Annotated in this window: 17 protein-coding genes; 14 read left to right on the top strand and 3 right to left on the bottom strand. The window is 59.1% G+C overall.

What is annotated here, in order from left to right; genetic code table 11:
* The 3 genes from fliI to AB8A50_RS20170 are packed head-to-tail and all read right to left on the bottom strand — an operon-like array spanning position 1 to position 2,915.
* Entirely contained in the window at positions 1-1,332 is a 1,332-nt protein-coding gene (fliI, locus tag AB8A50_RS20180) for a flagellar protein export ATPase FliI (protein WP_089263423.1), read from the bottom strand.
* Positions 1,333-1,360: 28 nt separating this feature from the next.
* Positions 1,361-2,131 (bottom strand): flagellar basal-body rod protein FlgF, encoded by a 771-nt coding sequence (flgF, locus tag AB8A50_RS20175; protein ID WP_093757679.1) that lies wholly within the window; start codon positions 2,129-2,131, stop codon positions 1,361-1,363.
* A gap of 1 nt (position 2,132) precedes the next feature.
* The gene (locus AB8A50_RS20170; RefSeq protein ID WP_439078715.1) at positions 2,133-2,915 is read right to left on the bottom strand and encodes a DUF1217 domain-containing protein; all 783 of its coding nucleotides are present in this window, start codon (positions 2,913-2,915) and stop codon (positions 2,133-2,135) included.
* Between the two features lie 154 nt (positions 2,916-3,069).
* Between AB8A50_RS20170 and motA the strand changes: the two genes are divergently transcribed.
* From motA to flgH, 14 genes are all read left to right on the top strand, one after another.
* Positions 3,070-3,975 carry a flagellar motor stator protein MotA gene (gene motA, locus AB8A50_RS20165; protein WP_256461226.1) on the top strand — a complete coding sequence of 302 codons (906 nt, stop codon included), beginning with the start codon at positions 3,070-3,072 and terminating at the stop codon, positions 3,973-3,975.
* A complete protein-coding gene (locus AB8A50_RS20160) occupies positions 3,975-4,910 on the top strand; it encodes a FliM/FliN family flagellar motor switch protein (RefSeq protein WP_089263426.1) in 936 nt (311 codons plus the stop codon). The genes motA and AB8A50_RS20160 overlap by 1 nt, the downstream gene beginning before the upstream one ends.
* A complete protein-coding gene (locus tag AB8A50_RS20155) occupies positions 4,891-5,175 on the top strand; it encodes a hypothetical protein (RefSeq protein ID WP_093757678.1) in 285 nt (94 codons plus the stop codon). Before AB8A50_RS20160 ends, AB8A50_RS20155 begins: the two co-directional genes overlap by 20 nt.
* 33 nt (positions 5,176-5,208) lie before the next feature.
* Positions 5,209-5,607, top strand: a complete 399-nt coding sequence (gene fliN, locus AB8A50_RS20150) for a flagellar motor switch protein FliN (RefSeq protein ID WP_089263428.1) — start codon at positions 5,209-5,211, stop codon at positions 5,605-5,607.
* Positions 5,608-5,634: 27 nt separating this feature from the next.
* The gene (locus AB8A50_RS20145) at positions 5,635-6,672 is read left to right on the top strand and encodes a flagellar motor switch protein FliG (protein WP_089263429.1); all 1,038 of its coding nucleotides are present in this window, start codon (positions 5,635-5,637) and stop codon (positions 6,670-6,672) included.
* A gap of 12 nt (positions 6,673-6,684) precedes the next feature.
* Positions 6,685-7,761 (top strand): flagellar biosynthesis protein FlhB, encoded by a 1,077-nt coding sequence (gene flhB / locus AB8A50_RS20140; protein WP_439078714.1) that lies wholly within the window; start codon positions 6,685-6,687, stop codon positions 7,759-7,761.
* A 93-nt stretch (positions 7,762-7,854) separates the two neighbouring features.
* Positions 7,855-8,232, top strand: a complete 378-nt coding sequence (flgB, locus tag AB8A50_RS20135) for a flagellar basal body rod protein FlgB (protein ID WP_089263431.1) — start codon at positions 7,855-7,857, stop codon at positions 8,230-8,232.
* An 11-nt stretch (positions 8,233-8,243) separates the two neighbouring features.
* Positions 8,244-8,660, top strand: a complete 417-nt coding sequence (flgC, locus tag AB8A50_RS20130; protein WP_089263697.1) for a flagellar basal body rod protein FlgC — start codon at positions 8,244-8,246, stop codon at positions 8,658-8,660.
* 2 nt (positions 8,661-8,662) lie between these two features.
* Positions 8,663-8,983 carry a flagellar hook-basal body complex protein FliE gene (locus tag AB8A50_RS20125; protein ID WP_068729891.1) on the top strand — a complete coding sequence of 107 codons (321 nt, stop codon included), beginning with the start codon at positions 8,663-8,665 and terminating at the stop codon, positions 8,981-8,983.
* Between the two features lie 9 nt (positions 8,984-8,992).
* Entirely contained in the window at positions 8,993-9,781 is a 789-nt protein-coding gene (flgG, locus tag AB8A50_RS20120; RefSeq protein WP_089263432.1) for a flagellar basal-body rod protein FlgG, read from the top strand.
* A gap of 25 nt (positions 9,782-9,806) precedes the next feature.
* On the top strand, positions 9,807-10,280 hold the full coding sequence (gene flgA, locus AB8A50_RS20115) for a flagellar basal body P-ring formation chaperone FlgA (RefSeq protein ID WP_439078713.1): 474 nt from the start codon (positions 9,807-9,809) through the stop codon (positions 10,278-10,280).
* Positions 10,280-11,380, top strand: a complete 1,101-nt coding sequence (gene flgI / locus AB8A50_RS20110) for a flagellar basal body P-ring protein FlgI (RefSeq protein WP_170849648.1) — start codon at positions 10,280-10,282, stop codon at positions 11,378-11,380. The genes flgA and flgI overlap by 1 nt, the downstream gene beginning before the upstream one ends.
* Positions 11,381-11,446: 66 nt before the next feature.
* A complete protein-coding gene (locus AB8A50_RS20105; RefSeq protein WP_244528074.1) occupies positions 11,447-12,103 on the top strand; it encodes a MotE family protein in 657 nt (218 codons plus the stop codon).
* A gap of 5 nt (positions 12,104-12,108) precedes the next feature.
* Entirely contained in the window at positions 12,109-12,804 is a 696-nt protein-coding gene (flgH, locus tag AB8A50_RS20100; protein ID WP_175369602.1) for a flagellar basal body L-ring protein FlgH, read from the top strand.
* Positions 12,805-12,814: the final 10 nt, after the last annotated feature.

Raw genomic sequence — 12,814 nt, 5'->3', positions numbered from 1 at the left:
TTAGCCGATTGCGGTCTTGATCACGCTGAGCAATTCCTGGAACGGCTCGGCGCAGGACGGGTCGGTCGGGTGCTGTTGCAGCACGTCGTAGATCTTGGGCACGAGCTGGACGGCCTGATCGAGTTCACTGTCGCGGCCGGGCTGATAGCCGCCCATCAGGCGAAGGTCGCGGGTGTCCTCAAAGCGGGCGATCATGGCGCGCAGCTTACGCACCAGATTAGCTTCCTCCGGCGACCACACATGCTGGCCGAGGCGCGACACCGATGACAGCACATTGACGGCCGGATAGCGGCCCTGATCGGCAACGTCGCGGTCGAGCATGATGTGCCCATCCAGCGTACCACGCACCGTATCCGCCACAGGTTCGTTGTGATCGTCACCATCGACCAGCACGGCAAACACGCCCGTAATGGAGCCTTGGCCTTCGAGGCCCGGTCCCGAACGCTCCAGCAGACGCGGAAGTTCGCTGAAGACGCTCGGCGCATAGCCGCGTGCGATCGCCGGCTCGCCGGTAGCGAGCGCGACTTCACGGGATGCGTGGGCGAAGCGCGTTACCGAATCGACGATCAACAGCACCGATTCACCGCGATCGCGGAAATATTCGGCGATGGTCATCGCCGTCTTCGGCGCCAGTCGACGCATCATCGGGCTTTCGTCGCTCGTCGAGACGACTGTGATCGCGCGGGTCTTGTGATGGACCAGCGATTCTTCGAGAAATTCACGTACTTCTCGTCCACGCTCGCCGACCAGTGCAGTGACGACTGTGTCGAAGCCGGCGCTGCGTGCCAGCATCGAAAGAAGGGTGGTCTTGCCGACGCCGGAACCGGCGAAAATGCCGATGCGCTGGCCGATACAGAGCGGTGTGAAGAGATCCACGACGCGGACGCCGGTGCGGAGCGGCTTGCTCACGCGGGAGCGGCTCATCGCCGGTGGGGGATTGGCATCCGTTTGCATCTCGCGCTCGCCGACCGGCATGTCGCCGGCGCCATCCAGTGGCTCACCAAGCGCATTGATGACGCGACCTTTCCAGGCCGGATGTGGAGACAGTGTCTTGGGAGGCATTCGGAAGGCGGGAACGCCGAGGCCGGCAGCAAAGTGGGAATCGAATGGTTTGGCCGTTACGCCGTCAGTATCGATCCGCACGACCTCACCGAGATGAACCTGCTTGTCGATTTCCAGTCCGATCAATTCACCGAGCCTGACATAGCGCGATAGGCCGGAGACGCGAAAATGCGTCGGCGTCACCTCGGACACCATGCCACCGACACGAACCGTGGGCACGTCCCGGCGCAGGGTTGCGATGGTCGATTCGAGTTTTTCAAGCGCGTTCATCGAGCTCTCCCGCCGGTCACATCAGGCATCAGGCTTTTGGATCGCCCAGCGTGCGAATGGCGTTCTGCATGGTACTTTCGGAATTGTCGATCAACGAGCTGACGCTCTGGAAGGTGCGCTGTGCGGTCATCATCTGCGTGAGTTCTGTCAGAGGATCGACATTCGATCCTTCGACGTAGCCCTGCTGGAAGCCGACCGTGACGAAGTCGAGCGCGGTGGTCGCCGGCTTGCTCGGAATCACGCCTGACGTTCCGAATCGTTCCAGCTTTGCGTCCGGAGCGATGTCAAACAGGCCAAGCTGACCGACCTGGATTCGGCCCTGCGAAATGGTGCCGTCGCGCACGATCGTCAGCGGGCCGGCGTCGGGATCGACGATGATCGGCGTGCCGCCTGAATCGAGGATTGGATAGCCGGTGAGGGTCTGAAGCTGCCCGTTGATGTCGATCTGCATGCGGCCATCGCGCGTATAGACGGTGCCGTTCGGCCCAGCAAACGCCATCCACGTCGTGTGGCCGGGATCGGGGCCGCCGGGGTACGCGGCCATGCTGTTCCCGGTGACCGCCACGTCCAGGGTATTGCCGGTCTGGGTAATAGCGCCTTCCTTGCGCGAGATGAAGTTTTCGCCGGGCGAGGAGAACGCGACCGCCTGCGTTGCTGCGCGCGACATTGCAGTCTCGAACTTCACCGCGTCGGCACGGAACGCGGCGGTTTTCATATTGGCCATGTTGTTGGCAATGGTTTCGAGTCGCTTCTCAAGCGAGACCTGGGCCGAGAGGCTGACATAGAGCGCTGATTGCATTTTATCGTCCGATTTTCAGGTTCTGCAGGGTGGTCAGCACGTCCGTGCTGAGGCCCATTTCGAGCGGCTGCGTGACAAGGGTGCTTGAAGCCGATTGGGCGGTGGACGTTCCGTTCTCCATCTCCCACATCACCGAAAAACGCTGCAGGAACGTCTGCAGCTTTTCGGGGGTCTGGAAATCCGCGATGTCGACTTTCGCGCTGAGCATATTCGCCTGTTTGTCGACATCCGCCATCGAGGTCATCGGTGAGATGCCAAGCGCGATCTGGGCGACCTTGATCAACGCCGGATCAGCGAGAATCTGATAGATGCTGGTGATCTTGGGCGCCTTGCGCTCGAAATAGAGTGCCAGACGAACGCCTTCATTTTGCGATCCGGCGTCTTCCTCGAGTTGCTGCCGGACGTATTTCTCGACGGTGCCGACCTGCGCGGCGGTCGTGCTCGTCGCCTGGTCACCCAGTTTGGCAAAGTCGAATGCAGTGGCGAATTCGCGGTAGCGGGCGTCGGAAAGCTTGTTGGCGAATGTGGTCGAGCTGGCAACACCTTCCGTAAGAACCTTGCGCATGAACGCCTTGGCATAGGTCATGTCGCTCAACCCGTAAGCCTTCATGGCATAGCTGAACAACCGATAGTCGCCGATGAACTCGTCGATCGTCTTCACATCGCGGATGTGTGACAGGTAGTATTCCGTGTCCTTCGACACGTCCGGCTTCTCCATCGTCTGCTGCAACGATTTGACAATATTCTTGGAGATCAGCTGGTAGCTTGCGATTGTCGAGACCATCGGCAGTGGGTTCCCAGTCTGCGGGCGCATGCGGCGAGACTGGCCTCAAACTCCCCGCACAAGCTTGCGCGGGGCTGGCCGCCGCAGGCCGATGTCAGCCTCGTGCAAGCATCGTTGCCTAAGTGAATCGTATCCTCAATTTGGAGCGGTGCGCTTGAGCATTCTCTTTGGCGTCATTATCACACTCGCCAGTCTGATCGGCGGCTTCACCGCGATGGGCGGGCATCTCAGCGTGATATGGCAGCCCTGGGAGTTCGTCATCATCATGGGGATGTCGCTGGGCACCTATGTCATTGCGAATCCCTGGAAAACCGTGGTCGACACCGGCCGCGCCACCGTGCAGGCATTGACGGTCGCAGTGCCGAAGCAACGCCATTACCTCGATCTGCTCGGGCTTCTGCATTCTCTGATGCGCGAGGTACGAAACAAGGGTCGCAACGAGGTGGAAGCTCATATCGACGATCCATCATCGTCAGAAATATTCACCGCCTTCCCGACCGTTCTCGCCAATGAGCCGCTTCTGCACTTCATCTGCGACTACTTCCGCCTGATCATCATGGGCAGCGCGCGGCCGCATGAGATCGAAGCGCTGATGGACGAGGAAATCGAAACCATCATTCGCAGCAAGATGAAACCATATGGCTCGCTGATGATGGTGGCCGAAGGACTGCCGGCGCTCGGTATCGTCGCCGCGGTACTCGGCGTCATCAAGGCGATGGGCGCTCTCGACCAATCCCCGAAATTGCTCGGCGGCTTCATCGGCGCGGCTCTGGTCGGCACATTCGCCGGCATCTTCTTGTCCTACGGTCTTGTCGCGCCGCTGGCCCACAAGATCAAGCTGGTGCGCGAGCAGCGCGCGCGGATGTATGTAATCGTCAAGCAGTCACTGCTCGCCTTCATGAATGGGGCCCTGCCGCAGATCGCGATCGAACACGGCCGCAAGATGATTGGCCCCGGTGAACGCCCGTCGATTGATGTCGTCGAAAGCGAAACCATCTCCGGCGGTCCCGCGAAGGCGGCACCTGCTGAATCTTCGGCGAAAGCGGGAGCACGGGCCTGATGTCAGAAGTAAAGTCAGGCCGCGTAGATCAAGGATCAGATCAACTTTTAGGGGCTGCTGGAATTTCCGTCGAACGCATGCCGATGCTGCATGTGATTTTCGACCAGATGACGAATCTTTGTGCGGAAAGCCTGCGATCCATGTCGCCCTCGCAGTCGTATTTCTCGCTAAGCAGCGTGGGCAGCGATCGCCTCTCCGATATCCTCGATCGCTATGAGGGCGAAGCCATTGCCGCGGTGTTCTATGCGCAAGCATGGGATGCGCGCATCCTGATCGGTTTCGATCGCGATTTCGTCTACACCATGATCGAGCTCCTGTTCGGCGCCGATGGTGCGGAGCCGCCGCTGGATATGCCGCGGGTATTCTCGAATGTGGAGTTGCATGTCGCGCAATCGCTGTTCGAGCGCTTTGGCAAGGCGTTGCAGGCGTCATTCGACCGCGCTTCCGACGTGACGTTCAACCTGGAACGTGTCGAGACGCGCATGGACTATCTTGCGATCGGCCGCCTCAACAACATGGCCGTGTGTGCGAAGATCCTGCTGCAGGGTCTCGATCGCGGCGGCGAGATGTTCATCGTCATTCCGCACGCAGCGCTTAATCCGATCCGGCAGTCGCTGTCGCAGATCGTATCCGGTGAGTCGGCATCCACCGATCCGAACTGGAGCCGTCAGTTGCACAGCGAGATCAAGCGGACCGAAGTGGTGCTGAAGGCGGTTCTCGAAGAGCGACAGTTTACTCTCGGCGAGGTCGCGAAATTTCACGTCGGCCAGGTGCTCAAGCTCAACGCCACGCCGGACACAATGGTTCGCCTCGAATGCAATGATCAACGCTTGTTCTGGTGCCAGCTCGGCCAGATGAATGGCGTCTATTCACTGCAGGTCAAGGAATCGGCCGACCAAAAACGGGAATTTATCGATGGTATCCTCGCTCGTTGACATCATCCTTTTTGCAGCCCTGCTTTTCACGAGCATCCGCGTTACCAAGATGCATCGTGAGCTTGTGAAGTTGCGCGCGCATCAGGGAGAGTTTACCGCGGTGGTCGGCAAGACCAATGAGACGGTGGACGACATGGTGTTGATGGTGCGCGAATTCAGTTCGGACGGACGGCAAATGGTTCAGGCGCTTGGCGACAAAATAGATGAGGCGCGCAAGGCTATCGCGGAAATCGATACTCGCACTGCGGCACAAAATCCGGCTTAGGCCACGATCTGAGTTTTCAAGAAGGCAGGGGATATGAAGCAACCATTCGATATCGATCCAGTAAGCGCAGCGACCGCTACAGGCGCCGACCCGCTTAAGGCTGACGGCGCGTCGTTCGGCAAACTGGCAGATCTCGCGGCTCGCGCTGCCGAGGAAACCAGCCGGCTGACAAATCTTGAACCCATTCTGCGCATCCCGGTCACGGTGCAGGTGCTGCTCGGTTCAGCGACCATGCCGGTCGCGGATCTGATGAAGCTTGGCCGCGGCGCAGTGATCCCGCTTGATCACCGTGTGGGCGAACCTGTCGAAGTCGTCGTCAACGGACGCATCGTTGCGCGCGGTGCGGTCGTGGTCGTGGAAGACGAGAATTCCCGTTTCGGTGTATCGCTGACGGAAATCGTCGGAGGAGCGGCCGGGGATCCGGACGCTTAACGAGATTTTCCCAAAGAGATATTCCTAATGGCATTCAATGCACCTGCTAAGCGCGCCGGCACCAGCATCAAACCGCTGGGTGGCACCGAGAAGGCGGCGGCTCTTTTGCTGGCAATGGGGCGTGAGCTCTCGGGCGGCCTGCTTCGGGAGTTCGATCCCGAAGAGATCAAACTGGTCACGCGGGCTGCGGCTGAGCTCAAGCCCATCTCAGGGCCTGAGCTCGAAGCGATCATCGAGGAATTCGCTCAGAATTTCTCGGAAGGTCCGAATATCTTTGGCACTGTCGGCGAGCTGGAGAAGCTGCTGAATGGCGTGCTGCCGCCGGACCAGATCACTGACATCATTTCCGAAGTTCTGGGCAACAAGACCAAGTCAGTTTGGGAGCGCATCTCTCTCGTCTCGGAAAGCCTGCTTGCCAACTATCTTCTCAAGGAGCATCCGCAAACCGCTGCACTCATTCTCTCGCGGGTGAAGCCGGCATGTGCTGCCCGCGTGATGAGCCATCTTCCGCCGGATATCCGGCACGACCTGATGCGGCGCATGCTCAGCCTCAAGCCTGTTGTCGAGGATGCCATGGGCATTATCGAGAAAACGATGCACGAAGACTTCATGATCAATTTCGCTCGAAACCTGGCGTCCGACACCTATCCGCGCATGGCTGACATCATCAACAAGATGGAGCGGACGCAGATGGAGGAATCGCTGAAGAACCTCACCGAATCGCGGCCGAAGTCGGCCGAAATTCTGAAGGGCATGCTGTTTACCTTCGACGATATCGTCAACCTCACGGCCAAGGCACGCATGCTGATCTTCGATCAGGTGCCGACGGACCGTGTGGTGATGGCGCTCAAGGGATCGGATACAACATTCCGCGAGCTCATTCTGTCGTCGCTCGCCTCGCGCACCCGCCGTCTGGTGGACCACGAACTGGCAAACGGTATTCCTGCAAATCAGCGTGAGATCCTGGACGCGCGGCGCGCCATTACCGACCTTGCGCTCGATATGGCCGGACGCGGCGAAATTGAACTCAACCCCGATCAAGAAGATCAGCCGGTATTCACCTGAAGATAGAGCATTGTGTCTGACGAACCCGATAAGGACAGTAAAACCGAAGAGGCGACAGAGAAGAAGGTTCGTGATTCCGTCGAGAAGGGCCAAATCCCGGTCTCGCGCGAAGCGCCGATTTTCGCCTCTATGCTCGCACTGCTGATTATTCAAAGCTTTCTGACCACCGACAACGTCAGAAAGCTGACTTTCACTTTAGCCCGATTGATCGACGATCCGTCGGGCATCCGCATCCGCAATGGAACGGATGCTATTGAGTTGCTCACCGTGGTCGGTATGAGTGCGGCGGGACTGGTTATTCCGATTGTTATCGTCCTGATGCTGGCCGGGCTGGCGTCATCTTTCCTGCAGAACGCACCGCGAATTGTGTTCGATCGCATCCAGCCGGAAGCCTCGCGCATCTCAATAGCGAAAGGTTGGGGCAGAATCTTCGGCGCGCAGGGACGTGTGGAATTCGGAAAGTCGGTCTTCAAGTTCGTCGCTATCAGTCTGGTCGTGATGATCGTCCTGCGGGCTGAGGAGGCCGTGGCCGTGAATGCATTGTTTAGCGATCCGGCGGCCGTTCCGGAATTGGTGCTGACTACCGCAATGCGGCTTGTCTCCGCCATCAGCATTGCGACCATTGTCCTGGTGTCGCTCGATCTCGTCTGGGCACGCTTCCATTGGCGCCGCGAACTGCGCATGACGAAGCAGGAGATCAAGGACGAGTTCAAGCAGGCCGAAGGCGATCCGATCGTCAAATCGCGGTTGCGTTCGTTGGCGCGCGATCGCGCTCGCAAGTCGATGCTGGCGGCCGTTCCGCGCGCCACGCTGGTGATCGCGAATCCCACGCATTACGCGATTGCGCTGAAGTACAAGCAGGGCGAAGACGCTGCGCCGACGGTGCTTGCAAAGGGGCAGGACCTGATCGCGCTGAAGATCAGGGAAATCGCCGAGAAGAATGGTGTCCCGGTGGTGGAAGACAAGATGCTGGCGCGCTCGATGTATGATGTCGCATACATCGACAAGATGATTCCGTCGGAGTTCTTCCGCCCTGTCGCAGAAATCATCTACTTCCTGCATTCGCGAAAGCAGAAGACGAATGCGTAAGCGTTCCGCGCATGTCGTGATGCGCATCTCCAGCCTCGGACAAGTTTCCATTTGTAAACCATGATCAAGGAATCATGTTTGCCTGGGGGATAAGTGGGACCCGTCTATCTCTTCGATGTTGCCTCATCGCATGAGCGATGGTTGTCGCTGCGGCAGTCCGCAATCTCGGCGAATGTCGCCAATGCGAACACGCCGGGCTATCGCGCGCAGGACATTGAACCGTTCAACAAGATTCTCGATTCGAAAGTCGTGCCTGTGACGGTGACGTCGCCGGCGCATATCACGACCGGCTCTTCGGTTGAGGCCCAGGGCATGCGCAAGGAAAAGAGCTGGGAGACCGTTCACTCCGGCAACTCCGTCAGCCTTGAGCAGGAAATGCTGAAGGCCGGCGATATCAATCGCGACTATTCACTGAATACGGCGATCGTCAAATCGTTTCATCGCATGTTCATGACAAGCATGAAGACCTGAGGGAAATGACGATGATTGATCCGTTGCAAGCATCTGTTCAGATAGCGAGTTCCGGCCTTGAAGCGCAGTCGACCCGCTTGCGTGTCGTGTCGGAGAACCTTGCTAACGCCAATTCGACCGGTCGCACGCCAGGCTCGGATCCGTATCGCCGTAAGACCACGACCTTTACAGCCGAGATGGATCGTGCCGCTGGTGTGCGCATGGTCAAAGTGAAGGATGTCGGAACCGATCAGGCGCCGTTCCGCGTGGACTATGAGCCAGGCCACCCGGCTGCCGATCCAACCGGTTACGTAAAGCTGCCTAATGTGAACTCGTTGATTGAAATGGGCGACATGCGGGAAACCAACCGGTCCTTCGAGGCCAACCTACAGGTCATCAAACAAGTGAGATCCATGGTGTCGATGACCATCGATCTCTTGAGGAGCTAACCATGCTTGAAGCGGTATCCTCAGTCATCAGCAGTGCTGGTGAGCTCGCCAAAACCAGCGAAGTCATCAATTCCGCGACACCCGCGGTGCAGCCCGGTGCGGCCACCGTCGGTTTCAACAACGTCCTCGAACAGGTCGCAGCCGATGCCATCGGTTCGATCAAGGCCGGCGAAGCCGCGTCAATCCAGTCCATCCACGGCAAGCTCTCGGCACAGAAGGTGGTCGAGGCGGTCATGTCTGCCGAACGGTCATTGCAGATGGCTGTCGCCGTCCGCGACAAGGTCGTTCAGGCGTATCAAGAAGTCAGCCGAATGGCGATTTGAGGTTTAATCATGAGAGCTCTGGCCATTGCTGCCACCGGTATGGGCGCGCAGCAGCTTAACGTCGAAGTGATCGCGAATAATATCGCGAATATCAATACGACCTCGTACAAGCGCTCCCGCGCGGAGTTCACCGATCTGTTCTATCAGATCGACCGCGCACAGGGCGTGCCCAACCGAAGCGGAGAGGGTGCGGTGCCCGAAGGCGCGAAGCTCGGTCTCGGCGTCCGTTCGGCTGCCGTGCGCAAGCTGCATCTGCAGGGCGCAATGGCGCAGACTGGCAACACATATGACATGGCCATCAATGGCCGCGGCTGGTTCCAGATTGCTGGCCCCAATGGAGAGACACTCTACACACGTGCCGGTGCATTCAACCTGAATGAAAACCGCCAGCTCGTGACGCCTGATGGCTATCTGGTGACGCCTGCGATCATTGTCCCGCAGAACGCTGTGGATGTCACTGTGAACGAGTCCGGCCAGGTCTTTGCGAAGGTCGACGGGACCGTTGCGCCTGTTCAGCTCGGGCAACTCTCGCTTGCGAACTTCTCCAATGAAGCCGGTCTGGACCCGCTCGGCGGCAATCTCTATCGCGAGACGGTATCATCCGGCGTGCCGGTTGTCGGTTTCGCGGGCGACATTGGCTACGGCAAGCTGCATCAACACTATCTCGAGAGTTCGAACGTTGATCCGGTGAAGGAAATCACCGAACTGATCTCGGCGCAGCGATCCTATGAGATGAACTCCAAAGTCATCCAGGCGGCTGACGAGATGGCATCGACCATCTCGAAGGGCATGCGGTAAATCCACAGAACGGGATCTTGGCCTGATGCGCGCAGTCACTATCACCCGCTGGCTCGCGAGCCTCGTGCTCGCGGTCGGCATTGCAAGCGTCGCTCAGGCCGCGGACGAGTCTGTCCGCTATCCGGTGCCGGCTACAGCGATCTATCCCGGTGACGTCATCAGGGATGAGATGATCATGGATCGCAACTTTGCGCCCAATATTCAGGGCGCAAGTGCATTCATCAACGACCGTGCGTCCCTCGTTGGCCGCATTGCGCGTCGTACACTGTTGGCGGGACACCTGATTCCCATCAACGGTCTCGAAGATCTGAAGGCCGTCACCCGCGGCGCTGTGGTGAAGGTGCTCGTCGAGGATGCTGGGCTCATTATCGTCACCTATGCAACATCCCTGCAGTCCGGCAGTGCCGGCATGATGGTGCAGCTTCGCAACCTCGATACCGGCGTCACTATCCGGGGCATCGTCCAGCAGGACGGATCAGTACGGATTCAGAACGGATGATGCTGCGTCTCCTTTGCGGTCTCCTGCTTTCGCTTTCGATCTCGGCGGCAGATGCCGCTGTGCGTGTGAAGGACATCGCCAATCTCAAGGGCGTGCGGGAGAACCAAATCCTCGGCTATGGCCTCGTGATCGGCCTCAAGGGCACCGGTGACACGTTGCGCAACGCACCGTTCACCGAACAATCGCTGCAATCGATGCTCGACAATATGGGCATCAATATCCGTGGCACCTCGTTGCGCACGCGCAACGTTGCCGCCGTCGTTGTGACGGCCGATCTGCCGCCGTTTGTCGCGGGTGGTTCGCGAATCGACGTCGCGATTTCGTCGCTGGGCGACGCGTCATCCCTGCTTGGCGGAACGCTGGTGATGACACAACTGCGCGGCGCCGATGGTGAAACCTATGCCGTCGCGCAAGGCGCTATCGCCGTAGGCGGCTACAACGTCGAAGGCGCTGCACAAACGCTCAGCCAAGGTGTGGCCACAGCTGGCCGCATTCCAAATGGTGCGCTGATCGAACGAGAGGTTAAGGGCCGCTTCAGCGAGATGGAATCGCTCATCCTTGAGTTAAAAAACCCGGATTTCGTCACCGCAACGCGCATCATGGATGCGATCAACGCGCATGGCAGTGGCCGTTACCAAAAGGCGGTAGCCTTCGAACGCGATTATCGTACTATCGTACTGTCCCGACCGCGTGGCACTTCGCCGGTGCGCTTTATCGCCGAGATCGAGGAACTGCTGGTCGAGCCGGATACGCCGGCGCGGGTCGTGGTCGACGAACGTACGGGAACAGTGGTCATCGGCCGGAATGTACAGATTTCGACGGTGGCGGTGACCCATGGCAATCTGTCCGTGAGAATCACCGAGGCGCCGATCGTGTCGCAGCCGTCGCCGTTTGCCCGTCGTGGTGAGACCGTGGTGGTACCGCAGACCTTCATCGAAGCGAATGAGCCCGGCGCCAAGATCGCAATTCTGCGCGGCGCCGATCTGCAGCGTTTGGTGCGTGGTCTCAATCAGATCGGGCTGAAACCACAGGGGATCATCGCGATCTTGCAGGCGATCAAGGCGGCTGGTGCGCTTCAGGCGGAACTCGTCATCCAGTAAGGCGCGGGTCAGCGTCACGCAAGCCAAAGCGTGCAACGCTCGCTCAGCTGAATCACGAGAACACGAATGGCGCGCGTCGCAAATCGATCGATCAAGTTTCTCATGCTGGTCGGTATGGTGCTGTCCACACAAGCATCGGCCGAACCCGAGCAGAAGCTCTCAAAGCCGCTGAACCTTGGTGAATTTGCAAAGACGCCGCAAGTTGCGCGCCCCCGCCCGGCTGCAAACAAGCAGGACCCGGTGGTGCGTCCGCCTGCCGATTCGGCGCTGATCACGGGCGCCATCGACAAAAAGGATAGCGCAGCCGCGAACTCCCAGGAATCCGACGTCGCCCGCTTTTGCAGCAACATCGCAGATCAGGCGCTCGATGCCCGTGTGGCGTGGCAGCAGAAAGAGCTGGAAGCCACTGAATCCAAGCTGAAGCTGCGCATTGCCGAACTTGAGGCCAAGCGAGCCGAATATGAGGAATGGCTGAAGCTGCGCGAAGAATTTCTCAAGAAGGCGGAAGACAGCGTCGTTGAAATCTATTCGCGCATGAACCCCGAAGCTGCGGCGCAGCAGATCGCCAGCATGGCCGACGATACGGCAGCTGCCGTACTTGCCAAGCTGAGGGTCCGCGTCGCCAGCGCGATCCTCAATGAAATGGAGCCGGCACGTGGCGCGCACCTCGCCGACACGCTTGCCGGGATGCGTCGCACCGACGACGGGAAAGCCAAGAAATGATGTGGTTGAGAGTGATTCTGATTCCGGTCGCACTGTCGTGCCTGACCGGTTGCGCCAGTAATCTCGCCGAGGTTGGCCAGGCGCCCTACATGTCGCCGATCGGCAACGGCATGCAGGTTGATGCGCGCGCAATTCCGATCGAGAGACGAGCCTATGGTAGCGCGGGCCCTCACTCGATCTGGAATGACCGCAAGGACCTCTACCGCGATTCCCGGGCAACGCGGGTCGGCGATCTGCTGACCGTGAATATTCTGATGAACGATAAGGCGATCCTCGACAACAAGACGGATCGGTCGCGCGACTCGCAGATCAAGGTTGAGTCCGATTACTCGGCCAATATCGCCAAATGGCTTTCCGCCGGAAACTTCGACACTAACGTCAAGTCCCAGTCATCGAACAAGGGCGCTGGTAAGATCGACCGCAATGAAGAAGTGCGTTTCTCGGTCGCGGCCGTTGTTGTCGACGTACTCCCGAACGGCAATCTCCTGGTTAGCGGTTCACAGGAGATGCGCGTCAATTACGAAATGCGCATCGTCAATGTCGGCGGCATCGTGCGCCCGATCGACATCAGCCGCAACAACACCATCGCCTATGAGAAGATCGCCGAAGCCCGCATTTCGTATGGCGGGCGCGGCCGGTCCATGGAAGTGCAGCAGCCGAACTGGGGTCAACAGGTCTACGACCAGGTCGCGCCGTTCTGATGGGAATCGA

This window comes from Tardiphaga sp. 841_E9_N1_2, assembly GCF_051811065.1.
In the GTDB taxonomy this organism is placed as follows: domain Bacteria; phylum Pseudomonadota; class Alphaproteobacteria; order Rhizobiales; family Xanthobacteraceae; genus Tardiphaga; species Tardiphaga robiniae.
Note: the sequence above shows the minus strand (reverse complement) of the source record. Positions and strands in the feature narration are given on the sequence as shown.